Raw genomic sequence first — 23,718 nt, forward strand, 5'->3', positions numbered from 1 at the left:
GTGACCCGAAACGTCAGCACCCCGGTCACCAGCCCTCTGGCCGGGCAGGACGACACGATCGGCAGCGGCGGTTATGCCACGGACATCACGCCCGCGTGGGGGACGAGTCTGCCCGCGTGGTGCGACGCGCTGATCGCGCTGCTGTCCTCCGGACAGATGTGGCCGGAGGCCAGCGAGTCCGGCGAGGCGGCGCTGGCCGTCGCCTTCGAGGACTGGAGCCAGGCGGCGCTGGAGTTCGCGGCGGCCGGGGGCACGGCGCGTGACCTGATCATGCAGGGCTACTTCGGTTCGGCGGCCGAGGAGTTCAAGAGGCAGGCCGACCAGCTGCTCGCGGAGGGGAAGGGCATCCCGGCCCTCGCCGCGCTGGCGCACGCGTACGCCCTCCAGCACGACAGTTACGCGCGTGAGACGCAGTACGCCAAGTTATTGATCAACGCCGGATTCTGGATCACGGTCTCGTCCATCGCCATCTCCGCGTTCGCGACGGCGGCCAGCGCGGGCGTTTTGACGCCGTTGATCGGCAAGTTCGCCGGACGGCTGCGGACGTTCATGGACAAGGTGTTCACCTGGCTGGAACGGGTGGCGAAGGGCAGGTACGCCGGGTCGGCCGCCATCAAGCAGGCGCCGAAGCTGGCCGCGCTGGGCGGACGGCAGGCCGGCAAGGGGCTGCTGGCCAGGGCGGCGGCCAGCCATATGCTCAGGGAGATTCCCGAGGAGATCGGTGAAGGCTTCCTGATGGACTACGTCGCCCAGAAGGAGCAGATGGATCGGGGCACCCGTACCCAGTGGGACGGGCAGAAGACCGCCTCCACGATCCTGGGCGACGCCTCGGGCGCGGTGCTCGCGTCGAAGGTGGCCGGGCCGGTGGCGGGGCTCGTCGGGCGGCTGCCCGGAATCAGATCGCTCAACGCCGCCGCGGGCGATGCTCCCGGAGCGCTCAACGCCGTCATGCGCTTTCCCGGCAGGGCGCTGCAGACCGGCCTCACGAACGCGGTGATCTCGACGCCGGCCGGCCTGGTCTCCAACGGCATCGTGTACGGCAAGTGGGACATGCCGACCGCGGAATCGCTGCTCGGGGGCGTCGTGGCGGGCGTGGGGCGGACGAACACGATCAGCCCGTTCAGCGTCGACGTCATGAGCGCGATCATCCACCCGCGCCAGGCCCTCGACACGGCCACCACCGCCGCACTGGCCGGCGACACGGCCCGCGCCGCCGCGACCGCCGCGCCGCCCGCTCCGGCGTCGCCCGTCTCGGCGCCGCCGGACACACCTGCTGGTCTTGGTGGGCCGGTCGAGGCCAGGGGCTTCCCGGCGCAGGACGTGGCCGCTACCCGGGAACGTGCGGAGGTCCCCCGGGGCGTACCGGACACCAAGGTGCCGATGTCCAGGCCAGAACCGGCCGGTAGCACGAGGACGTCACACCGCCCGGAACCGGCACAACAGGCACCAGAGCACCGGGAACCGGGACAGCAGCCCCGACAGGAGCCACAACAGCAGGCGGACCCGACGGACCCGACGGACCCGACGGATCCGGCGGGCCAGGCGGACACGACCGAGCACGTGGACACGCGCGAGCACGCTGAGCCGTCACCTCCCGCCGACCCGCTAGCTCCCGCCGAGGTAGCGGATCCTACGGTCAGCCCGCAGGCCAGACCGGCCGAGGCGCCCTCTGTCCCGCCGGACCACACCCCCGTCCACGACGATCCCTCGTTCGACCACGTCCGCGACAACCTCAGCTCCACCCAGACCGACGCCGTTCATCGGGCCGAGCCGACAGCCACGGCGCAGGCGGACATCCCGGGCGGCACCCCGAGTGACGGCCCGCGCACCGCCGAGGACATCCCCACCCGGCGCCCGCAGGCGAGCACCGCCGATCCGGTGACCGGTGGCCGGAGCTTCTTCGACCTCCTGAGCGGCAAGGACGCCGTCCCCCCGCAGATGTACGGCCCGGCCCAAGACCGGAGCCAAGGGCGGCCGTACCAGTACGAGACCAGCGGCCCCGACCAGTGGAAGCTGACCGAGGAGGACAACGACCTCATCTTCCGGCGGGACATCGTCCCCGACCTGATGGCGGGCGTCAGACGGCCGGAGCACCCGCGCATCGTGTTCATCGGTGGCCAGGCCGCGTCGGGCAAGACCACCGCCCAGCAGTCGGCCATGGACGGCATGGGTCCCGACCGCGCCCTCATCGCCGACTTCGAGGGCCTGCTGAAGTACCACCCGAGGTACGCCCATCTGATGGCCGAGAACGACCGAATAGCCGCCAAACAGGCCGGCGGCGACGCGTACGCGTGGATGAAGAAGGTCATCGCCCTGGCCGCCGAGCTGCGGGTCAACCTCATCCGCGAAGGCGCGATGAACAGCAGCGAAGGCGTCGAGGCCGAGGCCGCCCAGTTCCACGCCCTCGGTTACCGCGCCGAGGCCCACGTCATGGCCGTTCCGGCGCCGATCAGCCGCCTGTCCGTGCTCAACCGCTACCAGCAGATGCGCGACCGGGACGGACACGGACGCCTCGTCTCCCAGGACATCCACGACCAGGGCTACGGCGGCATCCCCGACACCATGCGAGCCATCGACCGGGCCAGGTACCTGGAAGCGATCACCCTCCACCAATGGGGCGGCGAGATCGTGTACCGCAACTCCCTCGACGACACGGGACACTGGCGCGGCCCGGCCAGAGCCGAGGAGATCCTGCGGGAGGCGCGTGAGCGCCCGTTCACCCAGGAGGAGACCGACTGGTTCCGCAGGACGTACGCGGACCTCGACGGCAGGCTGCCGGAAGAGTTGCGGGCCCAGCTGCCCGAGATCGCCGACATGGCCGCCGCGCACGGCGTGGATCTCGATCCGGAGGGCCGGGCGGAGCGGCTTCGGGAGCGCTACACGGCCCAGGCGGACGGCGTCCTGCGAGAGGAGCAGGTCGAGCAGCGCGAGCGGCTCTGGCAGGAGCACCAGCGCCGGCTGGCCGAGGCGGCGCCCGCCGAGCGCGAACGGCTGAGCCGGGAGCTCGCCGAGGAGTGGGACCGCCTGGCCGAGCAGCATGAGCTCGGCCGGGCCGGGCTGCGCGTGCTCGCGTACTGCACCGAATGGGACCCCCACAAGGGCGGCATCATCGCCGTCAACCGCAAGCTGGTCGAGGGGCTCGCGGAGGCGGGGCATGAGGTGTACGTCCGCGTGGGGCACGAGGTGCCGAGCGGCACGGGCGGCGAGCGGCTGCACGTGATCGGTCCTCGGCAGTACGACCCGGGGCGCAGCGAGATGGACCAGCTGGCGTTCGACGGCGAAGAGCTGCCACCGGACGTGGACGTGGTCATCGGACACAGCCGCTACTCCGGCCCGGCGGCCCTGCGGGCGCGTGACCAGCTGTATCCGGACGCGCCGCTCGTGCACGTCCTGCACATGGTGACCGGCGCGCTCGGCCGGATCGCGGACATGGAGGCGCTGGGCCGCGACTTCGAGGGCATCGAGCGGGCGCTGGTCGCCGAGGCCGACATGCTGGCCGGCGTCGGCCCGGTGCTCGCCACGGAGGCGCAGCGGCTCGCGGACTCCAACCCCGGCGATCGTGTGCCGCCCGTCCATGAGCTCCTGCCCGGCGTGCCGTTCGAGCTGTCCCGGCAGCGGCCCTTCTTCGGGGAGCGGACCCGTACCGTCCTGCTCATCGGCCGCGCCGACGCCGCCCAGAAGGGTGGGCACGAGGCGGCGCTGATGATCCGGGAGCTGCAGAAGGACCTGGACGTCCGGCTGGTCATCCGGGGCGCGGCCTCGGAGACCGTGCCCGAGGTGAAGGAACGGCTGTCGAACGTGGCGGGCCGTGAGGTCGAGATCAAGCCCTTCACGCTGGACCGCGAGGAGATCCTGGCGGACATGCGGAACGCCGACGTGGTGATCATGCCGTCGCGGGGCGAGGGGTTCGGGCTGGTCGGGCTGGAGGCGGCGGGCGCGGCGGTGCCCATCCTGGTGCCCCGGTCGAGCGGCGTCGGCGCCCTGCTCGGCGATCCCGGCCGCTTCCCGCCGGAGCTCACCCGCGCCAGCCTGGTCGAGCAGGGGTTCGAGGACAGGGTGCCGGTCGAGCGCTGGGCCACGCACCTGAAGGAGATCCTGGGGGACCTGCCCAGGGCGCAGGAGAAGGCTCGTCAGCTGCAGCAACTCCTGCGCGAGGCGAACGCCACGTGGAAGGGCGCCGGCGAGTCCCTGGTGGCCGCGGTGCAGGACCTGGCGACCCGGCAGGGACTCGCGGCGGGGCACGCGGCGGCGCCCGAGCTGCCGCCGATGCCGGGCGAGGGGTGGGTGAACTGCGCGCAGGGCCACGCCCACTGGGGCCTCTTCGGCGGGGCCGGGCTGCTGGTCCACCACCGCGCCCCCGGCGGCGAGACGCACGTACTCATGCAGCAGCGCGATCCGTCCGTCGACCAAGGGGGGACCTGGTCCCTGCCCGGCGGCGCGCGGGACAGCCACGAGTCGGCGGCCGAGGCGGCCCTGCGGGAGACCGTCGAGGAGAGCGACCTGCCGCCCGGCGAGGTCCACGTCGAGGAGGTCGTCAGGGACGACCACGGCGGCTGGTCGTACGACACGGTGATCGCCTCTGTCGCCGAGCGGATGCCCGTCGCCGTGAAGGGGAGCGAGTCCGGGGCGATGGCCTGGATCCCGATCTCCAGGGTCACGGAGCTCGACCTGCACCCCGGCTTCGCCGCCAGCTGGCCGCGCGTCCGAGCGGTGCTGGAGGGCGAGTCCCCCGTCCCGGCGGAGAGCGAGCCCGTCTATCCGGCGGCGGCCAGGTACGGGTTCGCCGACGCCCCGGCCCTGACCCTGCCCGCCCATCCCGTCACCGGCGCCCGGGTGACGAGGAGAGAGCCGCTCGCCCACGGCGACGGCCTGCTGAACCGGGAGCTCGTCACGTTCGACGACGGCACCCAGGCGACCTACGAGCGGTACGCGCGCGCGGGCGACGCCACGGTCAAGGTGCTCGACTCGCATGTGGGCCGCGCGGTCGGCGCGCGGGTCCCGCTGTCGTACGCGCTCGGCAGCCGGGACGTCTACAGCGACCACATGCCCGGCGAGCAGGCGACGGACCAGTCCTGGCAGCGCGCCGCCACCCGTGACGGCGTGTTCCTCGGCCTGTATCACGCGGTGACCGCCAAGCACGGCGTCACCCTCCAGGATCTCGCGCTCGGCCGGGGCGGTGCCCTCCTCGGGGTCGGCGACGGGGCCGCGTCCCACCTGCTGCTCCCCGACGCGGCGAACCCGTTCGTCCGCACGTTCTTCCGCGAGACCGAGCCACGCGTGTTCAGATGGGTTGACAACCCGATCCCGCCGAACGACATCGCGATCATCAAGCGGCAGCTGGACGGTCTGCGCCCGCTCTTCGAGCGCATGAACCGGCTCCACCTGCACGAGGCGATCCTCCAGCGCCTCTGGCACGTCGCCGAGCACGCGCGGGGCACCGGGCCGCTGCTGCCCAGGGCGGCGGACCACGCGGTCACGCTGCCCGTGACGGAGCCGGTCGGGCACTACGCGCCGCCTCCGCCGCCCGGCTCCCCGGAGCGCACGCACCACCGCCAGGTCGCCGAGGCGCTCCTGACCGGGGACGGCGCGTTCACCGACACCAGCCCCGCCAAGACGCACACCATCAACGCCCTCGCGGGCAGCATGCGGTCCTCGACGCCGGAGCTGGTCCTGGCCGCCGTCGGCCTGCACGTCGGCTCCGACATGGTCAACCGCCTGGGCGACGGCGACTACGTCCTCGCGCCGTTCAACGAGCGGTATCCGTCCATGGGCGCGCGGGTCCTGCACGTCGACGCGCTCGACCCCGCCGACCCGGCACACGCGCCGGACAGGGTGGTACGGATGGACGATCCGTTCGCCGAGATCCTGGTGCGGCGGATCGCGGTGAGCGAGCTCCTCGGGGCCTGGGCGCATCGCAACGCCAACAGCAACGTACGGGTGCTGGCGCTGCAGGAGGTCGTCCAGGAGGAGTTCGGTCTCACGGAGGCGATGTCCTGGCCGATGGACGGCAAGACGCGCAGCGCGGTCGACATGGAGCTCCTGTACAACCGCAAGACGCTGCGCGAGTTCATCCGCCGCCAGTACGAGCTCACCCAGGCCGAGCTGGCCCGGCGCGGCATCGAGGAAGTGATCGCCTACCGGGGCATGGCGTGGCCGGAGGGCGAGCACTCGGCGTGGGCCGGGCTGCGTCCGGGGGACATGTTCGAGATGCGGCACCGGCCGCTGGCGAGCTGGTCCGCCGACCGCCAGGTGGTCATGGACTGGCTGGACTCCCTCCCCGGCCGCGGCGTGCTCCTGATCGACAGGAAGCCCGCGCGGGACATCATCTCCGTGCCGCTCACGGGGATGGGCTTCTTCGGGCAGCGCGAGTTCGTCTCGCTGCCGGGCGATCGGCTGGCGACGCTGGACCACATCTCCGCGGGGATCGGCGGGTCCTTCGGGGAGGCCGAACCACCGGTGGCCGTCGGCGACCACGGCGGCTGGACCCTGCGGCCGACCCCCGTGACCACGGGCGAACTCGACCTCACCGACCCGCTGAGCCACCGGATCGACCGGGTGCTCAAGGGGCAGGAACCCTATCCGTCGTGGTGGCCGCACGACGACTCCGGCTACCACGTCACCAAGCGCGATCTCGACTTCCTCGGCATGTCCCCCATGCAGCTCAAGTGGCTCGTCACCCGGCAGGCCCCCATGGGCATGACACCGGAGCGGTATCACCGCTACGCCGGCGAGCTGCTCGACGCGATCGGGCGCGACGGCATCGGACCGGCCGAAGTGGACATCCGGCTCAAGGGGACCGGCGCCGAGTTCTTCGCCGGGCTGCACAAGACGTTTCCCGCCGAGGACGAGCTGGCCGGCAACCCGGAGGCGCTGCGCAGGCTCCGGGAATGGTTCGGCGACGACCCGAACCGTCCGTTGCGCCGCCCGTTCGACTCGATGTACCGGCTCGGCCTGGAGCAGCCGCCCAGCGACTATGACATGGACATCTCCAGCAGCGCGATGGTGCAGGTGGCCCGCTCGCACTGGCCGCCCGGCCGCTATCCGGGCGACTTCATGGGCGGCCACGGCTACATCGACAAGGACAGCCTGATGAGAGCCTTTCCCGAGCTGGCGGCGTGGAAGAATGACTGGGAGACGGCGCTGGGGCGGCCCATATCGCTGGGTCTGTTCGAGTCCAGCGGGCCGTTCGACGGGACGAGCATGGGCTCCGAGCTCTCGTCGCACTTCCGCGACACCGACTGGATCATCCACCGCCCGGCCAACCCGAGAGCCTGGCTGACCACCTGGGGGTCACCCGACACGGGCGGGCCGTCCGGTGACGGACCGTTCACCGATGGACCGTTCACCGACGGGCCGTCAACCCGATGAGAGGGAGAGTGACGATGCTCTGGCCGGCACTCCGCGTCCTGGCCCACGGGCACCTGGCCGCCGATCAGGTACGGCAGCTGATCGGCGCCCTGGACCTGGACGAGGTCCCGCGCGCCGAAGGGCCGGGGGAAGAGGCGAGCCTGGCACACCGCACCTTCACCGACGGCGCCGGGGCGCGGCTCGTCCTGGATCTCTCCCGGGTCGGCGAGTCGGGCTGGCTGCTGGCCCTGTTCGCCGACGGGGCGCCGCCGCCGGACACCGTCGAGAGCCACCGTCGGCTCCTCCGCGACGCCGCCGAACGCCTCGGCCTGACGATCGTCCAGGTCGACCCGCCGCAGACCGCTGACGAGGTCTTCCTGACGCCGACCCCGCCGGAGGGCGCGATCGGGGAGTCGTGGGAGCTGCCGTACGACGAGCTGGACCAGCTGTGGCAGCACCTCGGAGTGCGCGACGACGCGCCCCGTGAGGTGAAGAAGGTCAAGCTGGCGGCGATGACCCGGGCCCCCGTCTGGGCCGCTGCCCCGGACCGGCTACGCCGTCAGGCCGCCGACTTCCTACGCGACTGACTCACCGAGTGCCGATGAACGTCTGGCCGAGCAGTTCCTGAGACAGGTCCCTGGCCAGGCCCGCGAGCGCCTCCCCGCTGTCGCCCGGCCCGAAGGCGGCACCGGGGGACAGGCGCGCGGCCAGCTCGTCCAGCAGGTCGGCGATGATCATCGCCTGGAGCTCCGTGACGGTCACGTTGCGGGCCGGCTCGCCGGGTTGCCGGTCGTCGAGCCCACGATCGCCGGCCAGCCGCTGCCGCAGGTCCGCCGCCCGCTGCTCCAGAGTGATGGGCTCTCCCGGACCGTCCCCCTCATAGCGCAGGGACGTCAGGCAATGCCGGAACGGATCCAGCTGCGACATTCGGGGTTTCGTCCTCTCAGCGGGCGACATCGTCAGGACCGCCATGCTACCGATTAATGCTGGACGCCGCCGAATGGCGGGGTAGGTTCGGCCACGTGCCACGCTCGCATGAAACCTGGCTGGGCGAGATAAAGCCCCAGGTCACGCCGCTGTCGCCGGAAGGATGGCAGCCATGGCCTTTGTGCCAGTTCATCCTAAAAATACATAGTAGATGCGACTTGAGGTGCGATTATTGTTATGTCTACGAAATGGCCGATCAAAGCTGGAAAGAGCAGCCGCGTCGGGTTTCGAAAGACGTCATCGCGCACACCGCCTCCCGGATCGCCGAGCACGCTCACGCGCACCGGATGCCGTCCGTCCACCTGATCCTGCACGGCGGGGAGCCGCTCCTGGCCGGTGCCGACCACATCGCCCATACCGTCCGGGCCGTCAGGCAGGCCCTGGGGCCGGGCGTACGTCTCGACGTGAGCCTGCAGACCAACGGGATGCGCCTCGACGAGACGTACCTGAAGCTGTTCGACGATCTCGGGGTCCGCGTCGGCCTCAGCCTGGACGGCGACGCCGCCGATCATGATCGGCATCGGCGGCGGGCCGACGGGAGCGGTAGCCACGCGACCGTCTCCGCCGCGCTCGACCTGCTCACCGAGCGCTACCTCCACCTGTACGGCGGGCTCCTCTGCACGGTCGACCTCGACAGCGACCCCCTCACCACCTACGAGGCGCTGCTGGAGTCCGGGCCGCCGCGGATCGACTTCCTCCTGCCGCACGGCAACTGGGCCGAGCCGCCGCCTGGCCTGCCCGCCGAGGACGGCGCGACGCCGTACGCCGACTGGCTGATCCCGATCTTCGACCGGTGGTACGGCGCGCAACAGAGGGAGACCGAGGTACGGCTCTTCGCCGACATCCTGCACCTCCTCATGGGCGGCACGTCGTCGAGCGAGAGCCTCGGGCTGGGCCCGGCCCGGATGGTGGTGATCGAGGCCGACGGTGGCATCCAGCAGTCCGACACCTTGAAGTCCGCCTATCCCGGCGCTCCCGTCACCGGGTTCCACGTCGCCCGCGACACCTTCGACGCCGTGCTCCGGCATCCGGCCGTCATGAGCCGACAGCTGGGCGCCGAGGCCCTCGCGAAGGAATGCCAGGACTGTCCGGTCCTGTCGGTCTGCGGCGGCGGCCTCTACGCGCACCGCTACGACCCGGACAGCGGTTTCGGCAACCGCTCGGTGTGCTGCGATGACCTGTTCCGTCTGATCACCCATATCCGCGGCGAGGTCGAACGCGACGTCGCCGCCCTGCTGGAAGGGCGCCGATGAGCCTCAAGCACCACATCATCCCGGACGAGCACTTCCAGGCGCTGGGCTCGGGCGCGGGCGGCGCGGCGGCGGCCCGCCTGCTGCTCAGCGCTCAGCACAGCAAGCACGTCCTGCTCATCCACGGGGTCGGTCGCGTCGCCCCGGAGGCGTACCGGCTGCTGAGCGAGGCCCAGAGTCATCGCCCGGAAGCGGTGGCGGCCGTGCTGCGTCATCCCGCCGTCGGCGCCTGGGCCTGGCGTACCTACCACGCGCTGGCCTACCGTGCGCTGGCGACGGGGTCCGGCGGGCACTCGCCCGCCCGGCTGGCCGCCGTGGCCGCCGCGGCCGCCGTCCGTTCGGGCATGGACTTCGAGATCGAGGTGCCCGCCGAGGAAGGCGGCATCATGCTGCCGTCGCTCGGCCGTGCCGTGCTCGGCGGCTCCTCGGCCACGGTCAGGCGCGCGGGCGGCCCGGCGGAGGTGATCGGCGACGAGACGGTACGCATCCCCGACGATCCCCATCAGGACGCCCCCGGCTGGCAGGCGCTGCGCCGCCTGGAGGCGACGGCCCAGGGCGAGACCCTCTCGCTCTGCGTCGACGACCTCGACCCGTACCGGATGCCCGGCGCCCGGCTGGCCGCGGACCGGCTGTCCGACGACGAGCTGGCCGTCTGGGGTGAGGCGCTGCGGCAGGCGTGGGAGCTGATGCTCGCCCATCACCGGACCGTCGCCGAAGAGGTGTCCGTCGCCACGAGCGTGCTGACGCCGCTGACCGACGTACCCGGTGACCAGATCAGCGGCAGCTCGCGCGAGGCGTTCGGCTGCGTGGCGCTGTCCACGCCGCCCGACGCGACGACGCTGGCGCTGACGTTCGCGCACGAGGTGCAGCACGGGAAGCTGTCGGCGGTGCTCGACGTGCTGCCCCTGCTGCGGCCGTCCGGCGACCGGCGCTACTACGCGCCGTGGCGCAACGATCCCCGCCCGCTGGGCGGCCTCTTCCAGGGCGCGTACGCCTATGTCGGGGTCAGCGGGTTCTGGCGCAGGCAGCGGCGGCACGAGCAGGGGGAGGCGGCGCTGGCCGCGAGCGCCGAATTCTACCGCTGGTGGGAGGCCGCGGAGGGGGCGACGCGGGTGATCGCCGAGAGCGGGTTCCTCACGCCGCCCGGCGAGCGCTTCGTCGCCCGGATGGCCGAGACCCTGAACGCCTGGCGGGAGGAGGAGGTCTCCGCCGAGGCCATCGAGAAGGCGCACAAGGACGCGGCGGCCCACAGCCGGATGTGGGAGGAGCGCAATGGCATGATCACGCCGTCGTCTCCAGGCGGCGCGACAATTCCTGGATGAAGTCGCGGGCGTCCCCCCAGAAGACGGCCGCGCGGATGTTCAGCCGGGCGATCCTGGCCAGGTGATACTTCCTGGCGGCCTCCTCCATCCCACCGGGGCCCGGATCGTAGAGCACCATGATGTTCCTCTTGGGGCTGGGGACGCCCGACAGCAGCGACATCAGCAGGTCGAACGACGACGACCGAGGGTTGTAGCCGATCATGAGGAAGGGGTACGTCACCAGCGCCCCGAGGATGTCGGGCGACCATTGGTCGTACTCCACCCGCAGGCACCTCAGCCGGTCGCTCTCCGACAGCACCAGCGAGCCCGGCAGGTCGTACGAGCCGGCCAGGTGACAGACCAGGGGCCGTTCGGGGGTGGGCGCGACCACGGGCTCGGCCGCGGCGCGCTCGGGGCGCCAGGGCAGCACCTTGATGACGGGCTCCCGGCCCGCGCGCAGCAGCGACTGCGCGAGCCGGCCGTGGTAGCCGGTGGTCAGGTAGGAGGTGGCGGGCATCTTGGCGAGGAAGGCGTACGGGTCCTCCGCGTGCGGGTCCTCCTCGTCCTGCCGTTCCCACTCCCGCCGCAGCCCCTCCAGGATCTCCTCGGCCATGGCCGCCTGATCCGGAAGCGTCACCGCATAGTCCAGGACGGATTCGAAGTCCCACGCGTCCGCGAACGGGTAGCCGAGCCGGCCGGCCCACTCCCAGCTCATCGCCCGGACCCTGGCGGCCTTCTCCCTGGAGACGTCGGTGCCGACGATCGGCGTGCAGTCGCCCGTGGTCACCTGGTAGATCAGCCGGGCCCAGTCGTCGCCCTCCATCTCCTGGGCCAGGAGCGTCCGGCGCGGCAGGGCCGGCGCGGGCGCGGGCCTGGCCACCGTACTGTCATGGACGGCCGTGCGGGCCCCGGCCTCGAGCGCGACGCCGCTGTAGCGCTCGGCGCCCTCCCCGTCGTTGATCGCCCGGAAGTACGTGACCAGCCGGGTGACGAAGCCCCGCACCTCCTCGTCCGTGGAGTCGGCCAGGGACGACGCCTCGGCGTGGCCGGCCAGTTCGGCGTATCGGGGGAAGTTCGCCCGGTTGTCCGGATCGCCGCAGTCGAATCCGGCCAGCAGCCGGTGGACGTCGCGCCGTACGCGCTCCCGTTCCTCGCCGGCCATGCGCTCCTTGACCGTCGACTGGAGCAGGCGGTGCACCTGGATCGTGCCCTGACCGGCCAGGCGGACGAACCCGTAGCGGGTGAGCGCCCGGATCGCGTTGTCGGCCAGCACCGGATCCTGGAACACCGCGACCGACTCGCCCGACAGCGGCAGCCGCCCCTGGCGCAGCAGGCCGCGCGAGATCGACTCCGGCCGGAGGAACGCGCAGCGTCGCAGCAGGTGCAGGGCCTCCGGGCAGGTCTGCGCGAGGGTCTCGAAGCCCAGGTCCCAGGCCGAGGCCAGGCCGCGCCCGTAGTCGACCGGCGGATGCTGGTCCAGCATCCGGCCGGGCTGCTCCCGCAGCCGCGCGAGGTAGGCCCCGGGGGCCAGGCCGGAGCCCTTGATGTACGTGCCCGCCTGCACGACGCCGAGCGGCATGTCCTCCAACTCCTCCGCCACCTGCCCGGCCTCGTCGACGGACATCCCGGGCACCCGCCGGGTGAGCAGCTCGATGCTGTCCCCGCGCTCGAACACGCCGACGTCGATCGGGACCGCGACCTCGTCCCACGCGGGCTCGCGGGAGGTGATCAGCACATGCCCCGACCCGCCACGCGGCAGGAACGCCCCCATGGTCTCCGGATGCCCGGCGTTGTCGAACACCAGCAGCCACGGCGCCCAGCGCGGATCCTCCCGCAGCAGCTTCAGCGTCTCCGAGACGATCTCCGCCTCGCCGATGCCCTCGTCGAGCCGGTGCCCTAAGGAGGCCAGATCGGTCCGGATCAGGCTCGGCTGCTCGGCCCTGACCCACCAGACGGTGACGTATCTGGAGGAATGCTGGTGGATGTATTCGGAGGCCAGCTGGGTCTTGCCGTGGCCGCCGGGCCCGACCAGGCACACCGGCCAGCCCGTCTGCGCGGCCATCGCGGTGCCGAGCTCGGCGAGCAGGCGCCGGCGGCCAGAGAAATGGCCTCTGACCGGCGGAGTGCCGCCGCCCAGGATCCGCGGCAGGGAATCGTCCCGGTCGTCCGGTGCCGGCTCGGCCGCCTGGCTCATGCTCGCCGAGACGCCCCGGTGCCGGTCCAGCCACCCTCGGACGTACGCCTCCTCGTCGTCCTCCATGCGCAGCCCGTTCTCGCGCCCGAAGGCCAGGCAGGCGCGGACGAAGGCGTCGACGAGCGGCCACGAGGGCGGCCGTTTGCGCTCGCCCTCCAGCAGGCTCTGCACGGTGCTGGGCGCCAGCCGCTCGGGATTGAGCCGCCGCAGTTCGCGGTAGGACGGGCTGCCGGCCCGCCCGCGTAGTTCGCTCAGGGCCGCGATGAACGCCCGGAGCGATTCGTTCCGCTCTTTTGGCATCGACACCCGCCCCTGTCCGAACCCGTACGGACTCGTTCAGTATCATCCGCATCACCCGAGCATTTCTCCAGGCAGATGTCTCGGGTCGTCCAGACCATTCCAGCATTGACCCGGATCATTGCGGGACACCGCCTCTCCTGGCTTCCCTGAATGTAGGACGCATCACACAGGAGGCACAATGTGGACCGGACCGTACTGCTTTTTTCGGCCGCTACCTTTCTGCTGGGCGCGCTTCGTTTCCTGATCCTGTTTCTGGGGCTTCGACTTGCGCTGTGCAAGGCCCGCCAGAGCGATCGGCCGGGTTTGTATCACGACTTCGCCATGGCGATGAGAGGTACCCAGTCGGGGCTGGATCAGATGGGGGGCGGGTCAAAGTCGCAGTCCATGCGCGCGCCCGCTTCCAAGGCGAGTCGCGCGTCGGGATGATCGAGGCCTATAGCGTCGGCGTAACCTCGCTGGGCCTCGGCGTACAGCGAGTCGGCCTCTTCCTGCCGGCCGCACGCGCGGGCGTCAAGGGCGAGGTTGGTCAGGCAGGCGATCAGCAATGGGTACGTGTCGGTGAAGGTCCTGCGTAGGCTGACGAGCGTCCCGCTGCCCAGCCGCATGGCCGAGTCGTGGTCGTGCAGCGCGGCATGGTCGCTGGCGAGGTTGACGGCGCAGGTCAGGGTGTAGTGATGGTCACGTCCGAGCCTGGCGTCGAGGCGGGCCAGCGCCCGCTCGTCGGTGTCCTTGGCCGCCGCGGGGTCGCCGCGCAGCCTCTGGAGGACCGCCAGGTTGGTCGCGCAGCCGTGGACATAGGGGTGGTCCTCGCCGTAGATGGCGCGGTATCTCGCCACCGCCTGCTCGGCGATGTCGTAGGCGAAGCCGACGTCGCCGGTCGCGCGCAGGGCGTTGGACAGGGTGCTGGCCGCCGCGACGGTGTCGGGGTGGTGGTCGCCCATGATGCGCTGCAGGCGGGAGTGCACGTCCTGGGCGAGTTCGAGCGAGCCGTCGAAGTCGCCCGCCCTGCGCTTGGCGATCGACAGATCGCGGGCCGTGCGCAGGGTCCACAGGTGCTCGGCTCCGAGCTTCTGGACGCCGTACGCGTAGGCGTCCTCGCCGAGGTCGACCGCCTCCCGCGAGTCGCCGGTCAGCCGGACGGCCCTGGCCAGGCCGTTCCAGTTGTTGAGCACGTCGGCTTCGCCGATCCGCTCCTCGCTCTCGCTCTGCATGCGGTGCACGATGTCATGCAGATTCCTGGCCGCCCAGTAGTCGCTGTTGAGACAGTAGTCGACGGCCAGGTTGTTCATGATCTGCAGGGTCGCCTGCGACTGCTCGCCGAACACGGTCATGTGCTGGGCCCGCAGCCGCTCGTCCAGTTCCCTCGCCGCCGACCAGTCGCCAGCGGCCCGCAGGTCGGCCGCGAACCCGCTGCTGAGCACCAAGGTCTCGCGGTCTTCCGGGCCGAGCACGTCGGTCATCTTGGCCAGCGTGGCGCTGTCGAGATCGTAAGCGGCCCGGTATTCGCCCAGCTCGCGGATGATGCCAGCGAGGTGACGCTGGGCGATCAGCACGTCAGGGTGCTCGGGCCCCGACTCCTCGGCCCACTTGGCCACGAACTGCTCCGCGAAGATGCGCGCGGACTGGTAGTTGCCCGAGCGATAGAGGTAGTAGAGGACGTCGCGCACCATGCTCCGGACCGCCGGATCCGCGCAGTCGTCCACCCGCGACGGCAGGATGTGCGCGATCAGCTCGTTGTACCGCTGCCAGCTGGCCGTCTCGTCGGGCCGCTTTGGCGTCGCGCTGGCGAGCAGCAGGTGCACCTCGTGCCGGAAGCGCCGGCGCTCCTCTTCATCCAGCTCGTCCCTCAGCAGCGCCTGGACCAGCCGATGCACTTGGATCGTGCGTGATTGCGAGTCGATGGTCGCCAGCGCGAACCTGCCCAGCTCCCTGATCGCCCTGGTGAGCAGGATCGTGTCCCCGAAGATGCTGCTGAACCTGGCGTCGGAGGCATGATGGTCGACCCTGCGGAAGACGTCGCGGGGGATCGGCTCCGGGCCGAAGAAGGCGCAGCAGCGCAGCAAGTCGACGGCCTCGGGGAGCTTGCTGCGCAGTTGCGCGACCGACAGTGCCCACGCGGCGGTCATGGGCATCGGGTATTCCGATGGCTTGCTCTCGGAGAGCAGGGTGCTGGTCTGCTCTTTCAGCAACCGGAGGTAGTCGTCCACCGAGATGCCGGTCTCCACGTGCAGCGCGCCCGCCTGCTCCAGCGCCACCGGGAGGTCGCCGAGCTGCTCGGCGAGGCGGTCGGCGTCGGCGCTGGAGAGTGACGCGCGCCTGGAGAGGAACTCCACGCTCTCCACGCGGTCGAAGACGTCCACCGCGACGGCGTCGACGATGCCCTGCCAGCGGTGGTTGCGTGAGGTGACGATCACCTGCCCTGGCCCCTGGGGGATGAGCCGGCTGATCTCTTCAGGCTGGTCGGCGTTGTCGAAGACCAGGAGCCAGCGGTCATAGGGCACACCGCGCCGCAGGGCGTCGAGCACCGCGTCGGCCGCGTCCTCGGCCCCGCTTCGGGTGGCGCCCTCCAGACCGAGATGCGCCGCCAGGCCGGCTAGCGACGACTTGACCAGGAGGGGCTGATCGGCGGGGATCCACCAGACCACGTCGTATTCGGCCCTGAAGCGGTGCGCGTATTCAACCGCGAGCTGGGTCTTGCCCACCCCGCCCAGGCCGTGCAGGGCGTGCGGGACGACGGCGGTCACCTCGGTGGACAGGCCCGCGTGCAAGCGCTCAAGCAGGCCGGACCGGCCGGTGAAGTTGACGTTGCGGGTGGGGATCTTGCCCCAGACTTCGGGCACTCGCCCCGTTCTGACCGATTCTGGCTGCGAACCTGTCACGTCACGCCTCCGGGGTCGCTGGCCTCTTTATCGTAGTGCGTGAGGCGCTCCGGGAACATTTGCATCTCCCTCACGGACGACGCCATATAGAGATAAGTTGATCACGCTAATCTCGGTCGGTGCAGTGCTGTGTTCTCTCTGTCCGATTTGGGATCGTAGGAGCTTCCATGAGCGATGAGCTGGCCGAGCCGGGTCTCGTCGATGTGAGTGATCTGTCGCTCGCCGACCTCGACGAGCTGGACGCGTCAGCGCTCGCCCATGCCCTGCGTACGCTCCTGCGCGCGGGCGAAGACGCGATGGGACCGATCGCGGGGTTCAGCCAGAGCATCGACGGGCCCGCCGCCACCAGCTAAAAATAGGGTCGTACCTCGTGCTCCACGCCCTCGTCGTGCCAGGAGAGTAGGTCGTCCCCGATGAAGGACTCCGACTGGGCCCGGCTGATCAATCAGCTCCGTACCGGTTATTGCACACCGTTCATCGGCGCGTGGGCCAGTGACGGCAACGTCGCGTCCGGCAGTTCGCTGAGCCGTGAGTGGGTGGCCCGCTACACCTATCCCTTCGTCGACCACGGCGACTTCGCGCGGGTGATGCAATACGTCCGTACAGTACTCGGGGACGCCGCGCTCAAACAGGAATTCAGCCGTCACCTCAGGGCGATGAGTCCACCCGACTTCATAGCGCCCGGAGAAGTCCATCCGTCCATTGCCCGATTTCCCGTCCCGGTGTTCCTGGCCACCAATTACGACGACTTTCTCGTACGGGCAATCCGTTTTTCCGCCAAAGAACCCAGTGTGGCGATTTTCCCGTGGCGCAAGGGCCTGTCGTATGGCGGAATTGGTTCGAGCGCGGTGCGGAAACACGCCCCGCCGCCAATCGGCCCATGGTCTACCATCTTCATGGAAGCATGAGCCTCCCGTCGTCCATGGTGCTGACTGAAGACGATTACATGGACTTCCTGGTGCACATGACAACCACGCGAGCGCAGAACAAGCGGCACGTGATTCCCCCGATCATCCTGGATGCCCTGGCGAACCGGCCCCTGCTCTTTCTCGGCTACATACTTCAGGAATGGACGTTCCGCGTGCTGTTCCACGGACTCATCAGACGTTACTCAGCGATCCGTCGCAGACGGCATTTCAGTGTGCAACTCACGCCTGAGTATGAGAACGTGAAGCCTGGTGCCACGCTACGTGCGAAGGAGTATCTCGCCCGATATTTCGACGGCTGGGAGATCTCCGTCTTCTGGGGCACCCCTCGCCAGTTCTGTACGGAACTGGCCGAGCGAATGGGGAACCGGTCGTGATCGCCGATCAGCCGAGCTCGAAGGCCGAGCCGTACGTCGGCCTGCGCTCGTACACGAAGGATGACCAGGATCGGTTCTTCGGCCGGGATGCGAAGGCATACGAGGTCTCCGTGATGTGGCAGGCGCACCGGCTCACGGTGCTGCACGGGCCGTCAGGGGTGGGCAAGACCTCCCTGCTCGAAGCGGGAGTACTACCGGCGCTAGCGGACAAACGAGTGAACGTGCTGCCGATCGGGCGGCTGTCGCACGGGTCCGCTTCCAATCCCGTCGTGTCGCCCGAACGCAACCCATTCACGCTGGCCCTCCTGTCGTCGTGGGCGCCCGGCGAGTCGCTGACGGGACTGTCGGGCCTGACCATTCGGCAGTTCTTCCGGCTTCGCGGTTCCCGAACCGACAAGTACGGCGACCCCATCCCCATCCTGGCCGCCATCGACCAGGCCGAAGAGCTCTTCTTCGACTTCTCCCACCGCCAGCGCTTCCGTAACCCCTTCATCGCCCAGCTTGCCGAGGCATTGGACGACAACGAGGATTTGCGCCTGCTCCTGTCGATCAGGGACGACTACCTGGCCCCGTTCATGGCCCGCGCGGAGCCGCTGAGGAGCGGCGGTTTTGCGGCATCGGTAATGCTGGCTCCGTTCCGGGATGAGGAAGCGCTGGCGGCGATCAGGGAACCTCTCGCCGATACAGCACGCTCGTTCGCGCCGCAGGCCGCCGAGATTCTGGTCAGGAGACTTCGTACAGTGAGGTTGCACGACGAGGGCTCCCCGGCCGCCCACTCCGTGGAGCCGGTGCAGCTGCAGATCGTCTGCTCCGCGCTGTGGAACTCCTGCCCCCTTGACCTGACCGTCATCACCCCGGAGTACGTGGAACGGCACGCGGACGTCGACCGATCCCTGGGCGACTTCCTCGACCAGGCCCTGGCCCAGATCGGGCACGAGCACGAGATCCCCGTCGACCGGCTGGGCGCCTGGCTGCGGGAGACGTTCATCACCGCGCTCGGCACCCGCGGCACCGCCTACGAGGGGGAGACCCAGACCGCGGGCATGCCCAACAGCGTGGTCAAGGCGCTGATCGACCGGCATGTGCTCAAGGCGGAGATGCGCTCGGGCTCACGGTGGTGCGAGCTCCAGCACGACCGGCTGCTCCAGCCGGTGCTGCGCGCGTCCGGCGGTGCGAGCGCCCGTCCCGGCTCCGGCCAAACTCCTATGAGCGCCGCACAGCACCTGCGGGTGGCCGAGCAGGTGCTGGCGGACGGCGACCTCGAGCTGGCCGGGACGCACGCCGAGAAGGCCAGGCGCACCTGCGGGGAGGACGAGCTGCGCATACGCGCGGAGATCGAGTCCTTCCTCGGCAACCTCGCGGACACGGCGGGGAACTGGGCGGCGGCCGAGAGTTGCTACAAGCAGGCCAGCCAGGTCTATGAGCGGCTGCGGGACACCTCGGCGGTGGGTCACTCGCTGGCCGCGGCGGGCCGGGTGATCCTGCACCAGGGACGCCCGGACGAGGCCATCGCGGAGCTGCTGGCGGCCGTGGGCAGGGTGCCGGGCGACCTGGCCGTGCAGGTCGAGCTGGCCATCGTGCTGTGGCACACGGGCAGCCCGCAGGCGGCGCTTCCCATCCTGCACAGCGTGCTGTCGGCGGACGGAGACACCCCCGTCGCCCTGCGGGTGCGCGGCGCGATCCTCGCCGATCTCGGCAAGCCCGAGCCGGCGCTGCGCGATCTCGACCGGGTACGCGAGCCCGCCGAACCGGCCACCATCGCCGCCCGTGCCCTGGCACTGGCCGAGCTGGACCGCGCCGAGGAGGCGTCCGTCGAGCTGGAGGCGGCCCTGCTCGGGGGGCGTGACCAGGGGCTGGTGGCGTACCTGTGCGCCCGTGCCCTGTCCCGGATGGGGGACCGCGCCCGCGCCGCCCAGGTCGTGCGCGAGGCGACCCGGCCGCCCCTCACCTCCTACCAGCGGCGGATCTTGGCGGACCTGCGGTAATTGCCAGCATTGTCCGGCGCCTCGAACCTGCTGCTCGGTTACCCCAGCAACGGCAACGGCGGTCGTACCCTGCAGCACTGCAGCGGCGCCTCGGTGACGCCGAGCTACAACATCAACTACCACCGGGTGAGGCTGGTGGTTTGCTCTCGCGGTCCCGTCTGGGTGAGGGGAGGCCGGTAGCGTGTGGCTGGTTGATGGCAGCCCAGCCCGCTATGCCGCGTGTGGCGATGTTGCGGGCTGCGATGTGGTCGGCGTGCCCAGCGAGGCCACACCTTGTGCAGATGAACCGGCCCCGCGCCGGCCGGTTCGCCCTGCTGATATGCCCGCACTCCGGACACGCCTGCGACGTATACCCGGGGTCGACCAGGACGAAGGCGATCCCGGCTCGCGCGGCCTTGTAGCGGGTGAAGGTGATCTGCTGGGCGAAGGCCCAGCCGTGCAGGGTACGCCGCTGGAACCGATGAACCCTTACCCGCCCGCGGATACCCTGCAGATCCTCCAGGGCGACACCACGGCCGGTGCGTTCGGCTTCGCGCACCACATGCTTGCTGATTTGGTGGTTGAGGTCGGTCATCATCCGGTGTTCACGGCCGGACAGGCGGCGCAGCACCCGCCGCGCCGCAGAAGTCCCCTTCTTCTGCAACCGCCGACGCTGGCGATGCCGCCGCTCCCGCAGGGTGCGGACATGGCCGTTACCGCCGACCGGCCCCGACAGCGCCGGACCGGGCAGCACCGCGCCATCGGAGGTGACCGCCAAATTGGCCACCCCTTGATCCACGCCGATGAAGCCGCTGACCGGCTCACGCAACGCCGGCTTGGGCAGGGTGAGGGCGACCTGCAGCAGCCACACGCCGCGCCGGCAGATCAGGTCGGCCTCCCCGAGCGGCAGGGCGTCCACGGCTTTGAGGTCTTCCGGCCGGCCGACGTAGGGCACGGTGACGCGGCCGGTGGGGGTCCACAGCGACATGCTGCGGGCGTCCCGGTTGAAGCTCATCAGTCGGGCGTCGTAGGGGACGGCGCCGTGCGGGCGGAAGATGTGGGCGCGTTTCTTGGTGGCGCGCCGGTTGGCGTAGGCGCCGGCGACCCGGGCGATGGCCCGCACGGCGGCTTGCGCGCCGAGCCCGGCCAGCTGCGCGCGCACCTCGTAGTAGGCGAGGCGGTGCAGCTCCAGCACGGTGAAGACGCGGTGCTGCCAGGCCAGGCGGGAGACGACGGTGGCTGCCTGATTGCACAGCAGCACCGCTGCTGCCAGCGCGTCGGCCTGGGCGGGTGCGGGTGTGAGCCGCAACTGTACGACCGTGGGCAGGCCGTTGCGTTTGGTGGTGGAGCGGCGGATCGCCATCGTGCACCTCCTGTCACAGGACCATCACCCACCGCACATATTACCGAACGTGAGCGAGTCTTTCCATACTGTTTTCGAAAGGAGGGGTGGCGTTTTCTCCCGGCCCTGAAGGACCGGGTCTCCGCGCCACCATTCAGATGAAGTACGCGATGGTGTGCGACATGGGCGGCGGCTCCAGCGGCGGGCCGTGGTTCCAGGACTTCAACAAGGTCACCGGCACCGGCTACCAGATCTCCGCGCACGCGCTGCGCAACACCACCACGAGCTACGGCGCCTACTTCGGCCCCGAGGCGCTGAAGACCTTCCGCGCCGCCGAGGCCGCCTGACGCCTGTTCACCGCCCGGGCCGAGCCTGCCTGACCCCTGTTCACCGCGGGCCGAGGCCGCTTGGCCCGCGCTCATCGCGCCGCCCCGCCGAGCCGCAGCATCACCTTGCCGCTGCCGCTCGCGGGGTCGGCGGCGATGGCGAGCGCCTCGGCCGCCCGGTCGAGGTCGAAGCGATGGCTGATGATCGGGGAGACGTCGAGGCCGTCCCGCATGGCGCTCAGGGCCTCGTCGATCTCCTCGGCGAAGCGGTAGGAGCCGATCCAGGTGATCTCCCTGGTCACCAGGTCGCCGAGGGCCGCGGAGACGGCCGTGCCGGGCAGGCTGCCGACCTGGACGAGGGTGCCGCCACGGGCGGTCGCCCGCAGGACGGAGCCGAGCGCGGCCGGGCTGCCCGATGCCTCGAAGACCAGCTCGACGTCCTGGGGGAGCGTGGCGTCCCCGCCGACCTGGACGGTCTCGTCCGCGCCCATCGCGCGGGCGACGGCGAGCGAGGTCGCGGCGATGTCCGAGGCGATGACCATGCCCGCCCCGCGGTGTTTCGCGGCGGCCACGACCAGTGAGCCGATCGAGCCGGAGCCGTTGACCAGCACGGTCTTCCCGCGCAGGTCCCCGGCGCGGTGCACGGCGTGCATCGCCACGGCGAGGGGCTCGGCGAGGGCGCCGCGCTCGGTGTCCACGCCCTCGGGCAGCGGCCGGATCTGATCCGCGCGGACCACCCTGTACTCGCTGAACCCGCCGTCGGTGTGCGGGTCGAAGGCGGCCGACCCGAAGTAGCGGACCCGGGGGTAGAGGTTCGTGCGGCCGGCGAGCCGTTCGGGCAGGCGGCCGTCGCCGACCAGCTCGGCCGGGTGCACGGTGACCGGCTGCCCGACCGTCAGTCCGCTGACGCCCGCGCCGATCCCGGCGATCCGGCCGGCGACCTCGTGCCCGAGCACCAGAGGGTGCTTGAGCACGGCGGTCCCGGACGCCCCGTTCTTCCAGTACGAGATGTCGGAGCCGCAGATCCCGCCCCACTCCATGGCGAGCAGGACCTGCCCTTTGCCCGGCTCCGGATCGGGGCGCTCGTCGATCCGGAGGTCACCGGGACCGTGTACGACGGCCGACTTCATACCGCGTCCTCCAACCGGACCAGGTCGCGCCCGCGGGTCTCAGGGGAGAGGACGGCGGACAGCAGGGTGATGAGCGAGTAGACGACGAGCATCGCCGCGATGGGCCACCAGCTGCCGGTGACGGCGGTGAGGGTGGCGGCCACGACCGGGCCGATGGCGGTGGCCAGGATGCCGCCGATCTCCTTGGCCAGGGCGAGCTGGGTGAAGCGGGTCCGGGAGCCGAACAGCTCGGCCATCGTGACGCTCTCCAGCGAGAACAGGCTCAGAACGCCGACGTTCAGCCCGAGGATCATGCCCAGCATCAGGGCCGCCGTGCTGCCGGAGATGATCATCAGCATCATCGGGAACGCGAAGGCGATGGTCAGCAGCGTGACCGCGATGTACATCGGCCGGCGGCCGAAGCGGTCGCCGAGCAGGCCGACCACCGGCACGGTGACGAAGCCCACCAGCGAGCCGTAGACGATGGCGCTGGTCGGGATCGACCGGTCGACGAGCAGTGTGGCGGCGATGTAGCCGACGAGGAAGGTCTGGACCAGGCCCGAGTTGCCGGCCTGGCCGAACCGCAGGCCGAGGGCCAGGAAGAACGCCTTGCCCTTGCGCTGGCGGAGCCCGGCCTCGAGCACGCCCTCATCCTTCTTCTGGAAGACGGCCTCGGCCTGCGTACGGGACATCGCGACGCCGTCCACGACGTCGGGGCGTTCCTCGAAGACCGGGCTCTCCTTGAGATTGCGGCGTACCCAGACTGCGAAGACCATGACCACGAAGCTCAGCAGGAACGGCACCCGCCAGCCCCATGTGAGCAGCTGATCCTCACTGAGGACGGCGAGCAGGATCGCCCACAGGCCCGACGCCGCCAGCGTGCCGGTGTTGGTGCCGAGAGACACCAGCGAGGAGATCAGGCCGCGACGCTTTACAGGGGCGTACTCCGCGAGCATGACGGTCGCCCCGGCGATCTCGGCGCCGGCCCCGAAACCCTGGATGAGCCGCAGGGCGACCAGCAGGATCGGGGCGAGGATGCCGATCACCGCGTAGGTCGGCAGGACGCCGATCAGTGTGGTCGAGGCGCCCATGAGCAGGATGGTGATGATCAGGACCTTCTTGCGGCCGATCCGGTCGCCCATCCGGCCGAAGTAGATGGCGCCGGCCAGCCGGGCGACGTAGCCGACGCCGTAGGTGGCCATGGCGGCGATCAGGCCGATGGCCGGGCTGACGTCCGGGAAGAAGATCTTGTTGAAGACGATGGCGGCCGCCAGCGAGTACAGCTGGAAGTCCATGAACTCCATCGCCGTGCCGAGCCAGCCGGACATGGCCGCCCTGACGAGGTCGCGGGTCGTTCTGGTCACGGCGCCCGCGGGCTCCATGTGGGTGCTGTCTGTCATCGTGAACCTGTCATCG

At 70.6% G+C, this 23,718-nt stretch carries 15 protein-coding genes; 9 read left to right on the forward strand and 6 right to left on the reverse strand.

Annotation, left to right across the window (positions count from 1 at the left end; all coding sequences use genetic code 11):
- Positions 1 to 7,368 carry a zeta toxin family protein gene (locus AB0B64_RS08115; protein WP_358175600.1) on the forward strand — a complete coding sequence of 2,456 codons (7,368 nt, stop codon included), beginning with the start codon at positions 1 to 3 and terminating at the stop codon, positions 7,366 to 7,368.
- A 14-nt stretch (positions 7,369 to 7,382) separates the two neighbouring features.
- Positions 7,383 to 7,934 (forward strand): hypothetical protein, encoded by a 552-nt coding sequence (locus AB0B64_RS08120; protein ID WP_358175603.1) that lies wholly within the window; start codon positions 7,383 to 7,385, stop codon positions 7,932 to 7,934.
- Position 7,935: 1 nt separating this feature from the next.
- Here the strand turns inward: AB0B64_RS08120 and AB0B64_RS08125 are convergent, their stop codons facing one another.
- Complete coding sequence (locus AB0B64_RS08125) at positions 7,936 to 8,274, reverse strand: hypothetical protein (RefSeq protein ID WP_357941419.1); 339 nt, start codon at positions 8,272 to 8,274, stop codon at positions 7,936 to 7,938.
- Positions 8,275 to 8,453: 179 nt separating this feature from the next.
- Here AB0B64_RS08125 and AB0B64_RS08130 point away from each other — a divergent pair, with 179 nt between their 5' ends.
- Both AB0B64_RS08130 and AB0B64_RS08135 read left to right on the forward strand, forming a co-directional pair.
- Complete coding sequence (locus tag AB0B64_RS08130; protein ID WP_358175985.1) at positions 8,454 to 9,587, forward strand: FxsB family cyclophane-forming radical SAM/SPASM peptide maturase; 1,134 nt, start codon at positions 8,454 to 8,456, stop codon at positions 9,585 to 9,587.
- Positions 9,584 to 10,906 (forward strand): HEXXH motif domain-containing protein, encoded by a 1,323-nt coding sequence (locus AB0B64_RS08135; RefSeq protein WP_358175606.1) that lies wholly within the window; start codon positions 9,584 to 9,586, stop codon positions 10,904 to 10,906. Before AB0B64_RS08130 ends, AB0B64_RS08135 begins: the two co-directional genes overlap by 4 nt.
- On the opposite strand, the gene fxsT (AB0B64_RS08140) is transcribed toward AB0B64_RS08135, so the two are convergent.
- Both fxsT (AB0B64_RS08140) and fxsT (AB0B64_RS08145) read right to left on the reverse strand, forming a co-directional pair.
- Complete coding sequence (gene fxsT, locus AB0B64_RS08140; RefSeq protein ID WP_358175609.1) at positions 10,866 to 13,379, reverse strand: FxSxx-COOH system tetratricopeptide repeat protein; 2,514 nt, start codon at positions 13,377 to 13,379, stop codon at positions 10,866 to 10,868. The two genes, AB0B64_RS08135 and fxsT (AB0B64_RS08140), sit on opposite strands and share 41 nt — an antisense overlap.
- 353 nt (positions 13,380 to 13,732) lie before the next feature.
- On the reverse strand, positions 13,733 to 16,219 hold the full coding sequence (gene fxsT, locus AB0B64_RS08145; RefSeq protein WP_358175611.1) for an FxSxx-COOH system tetratricopeptide repeat protein: 2,487 nt from the start codon (positions 16,217 to 16,219) through the stop codon (positions 13,733 to 13,735).
- A gap of 206 nt (positions 16,220 to 16,425) precedes the next feature.
- Here fxsT (AB0B64_RS08145) and fxsA point away from each other — a divergent pair, with 206 nt between their 5' ends.
- Genes fxsA through AB0B64_RS08165 form a run of 4 tightly spaced genes read left to right on the forward strand, consistent with a single transcriptional unit; the run spans position 16,426 to position 19,546 of the window.
- The gene (gene fxsA, locus AB0B64_RS08150) at positions 16,426 to 16,611 is read left to right on the forward strand and encodes an FxSxx-COOH cyclophane-containing RiPP peptide (RefSeq protein ID WP_358175614.1); all 186 of its coding nucleotides are present in this window, start codon (positions 16,426 to 16,428) and stop codon (positions 16,609 to 16,611) included.
- A 60-nt stretch (positions 16,612 to 16,671) separates the two neighbouring features.
- Positions 16,672 to 17,166 carry a hypothetical protein gene (locus AB0B64_RS08155; RefSeq protein ID WP_358175617.1) on the forward strand — a complete coding sequence of 165 codons (495 nt, stop codon included), beginning with the start codon at positions 16,672 to 16,674 and terminating at the stop codon, positions 17,164 to 17,166.
- Complete coding sequence (locus AB0B64_RS08160) at positions 17,163 to 17,561, forward strand: SIR2 family protein (protein ID WP_358175620.1); 399 nt, start codon at positions 17,163 to 17,165, stop codon at positions 17,559 to 17,561. The genes AB0B64_RS08155 and AB0B64_RS08160 overlap by 4 nt, the downstream gene beginning before the upstream one ends.
- Positions 17,558 to 19,546: a tetratricopeptide repeat protein gene (locus AB0B64_RS08165; protein ID WP_358175623.1), complete on the forward strand. Its 1,989-nt coding sequence runs from the start codon at positions 17,558 to 17,560 to the stop codon at positions 19,544 to 19,546. The genes AB0B64_RS08160 and AB0B64_RS08165 overlap by 4 nt, the downstream gene beginning before the upstream one ends.
- A 112-nt stretch (positions 19,547 to 19,658) precedes the next feature.
- On the opposite strand, the gene AB0B64_RS08170 is transcribed toward AB0B64_RS08165, so the two are convergent.
- The gene (locus tag AB0B64_RS08170) at positions 19,659 to 20,888 is read right to left on the reverse strand and encodes a transposase (protein WP_358175626.1); all 1,230 of its coding nucleotides are present in this window, start codon (positions 20,886 to 20,888) and stop codon (positions 19,659 to 19,661) included.
- A gap of 86 nt (positions 20,889 to 20,974) precedes the next feature.
- Here AB0B64_RS08170 and AB0B64_RS08175 point away from each other — a divergent pair, with 86 nt between their 5' ends.
- The gene (locus tag AB0B64_RS08175) at positions 20,975 to 21,214 is read left to right on the forward strand and encodes a hypothetical protein (protein WP_357941427.1); all 240 of its coding nucleotides are present in this window, start codon (positions 20,975 to 20,977) and stop codon (positions 21,212 to 21,214) included.
- A 71-nt stretch (positions 21,215 to 21,285) separates the two neighbouring features.
- Here the strand turns inward: AB0B64_RS08175 and AB0B64_RS08180 are convergent, their stop codons facing one another.
- Together AB0B64_RS08180 and AB0B64_RS08185 are read right to left on the reverse strand one after the other, a co-directional pair.
- A complete protein-coding gene (locus AB0B64_RS08180; RefSeq protein WP_358175629.1) occupies positions 21,286 to 22,323 on the reverse strand; it encodes an L-idonate 5-dehydrogenase in 1,038 nt (345 codons plus the stop codon).
- Complete coding sequence (locus tag AB0B64_RS08185; RefSeq protein WP_357941431.1) at positions 22,320 to 23,702, reverse strand: MFS transporter; 1,383 nt, start codon at positions 23,700 to 23,702, stop codon at positions 22,320 to 22,322. The genes AB0B64_RS08180 and AB0B64_RS08185 overlap by 4 nt, the downstream gene beginning before the upstream one ends.
- Between the last annotated feature and the right edge of the window lie 16 nt (positions 23,703 to 23,718).

The sequence above is a fragment of the Nonomuraea sp. NPDC049129 genome (assembly GCF_040648495.1).
Lineage (GTDB): Bacteria > Actinomycetota > Actinomycetes > Streptosporangiales > Streptosporangiaceae > Nonomuraea.

Bases quoted from the DNA above. Each gene is read 5' to 3' on its own strand.
- AB0B64_RS08185 (WP_357941431.1), bottom strand. From the start codon at position 23,702: ATGACAGACAGCACCCACATGGAGCCCGCGGGCGCCGTGACCAGAACG.
- AB0B64_RS08125 (WP_357941419.1), bottom strand. From the start codon at position 8,274: ATGTCGCAGCTGGATCCGTTCCGGCATTGCCTGACGTCCCTGCGCTAT.
- AB0B64_RS08120 (WP_358175603.1), top strand. From the start codon at position 7,383: ATGCTCTGGCCGGCACTCCGCGTCCTGGCCCACGGGCACCTGGCCGCC.
- fxsA (WP_358175614.1), top strand. From the start codon at position 16,426: ATGAGCGATGAGCTGGCCGAGCCGGGTCTCGTCGATGTGAGTGATCTG.
- AB0B64_RS08160 (WP_358175620.1), top strand. From the start codon at position 17,163: ATGAGCCTCCCGTCGTCCATGGTGCTGACTGAAGACGATTACATGGAC.
- fxsT (WP_358175609.1), bottom strand. From the start codon at position 13,379: ATGCCAAAAGAGCGGAACGAATCGCTCCGGGCGTTCATCGCGGCCCTG.
- AB0B64_RS08180 (WP_358175629.1), bottom strand. From the start codon at position 22,323: ATGAAGTCGGCCGTCGTACACGGTCCCGGTGACCTCCGGATCGACGAG.
- AB0B64_RS08155 (WP_358175617.1), top strand. From the start codon at position 16,672: ATGAAGGACTCCGACTGGGCCCGGCTGATCAATCAGCTCCGTACCGGT.
- AB0B64_RS08135 (WP_358175606.1), top strand. From the start codon at position 9,584: ATGAGCCTCAAGCACCACATCATCCCGGACGAGCACTTCCAGGCGCTG.
- AB0B64_RS08170 (WP_358175626.1), bottom strand. From the start codon at position 20,888: ATGGCGATCCGCCGCTCCACCACCAAACGCAACGGCCTGCCCACGGTC.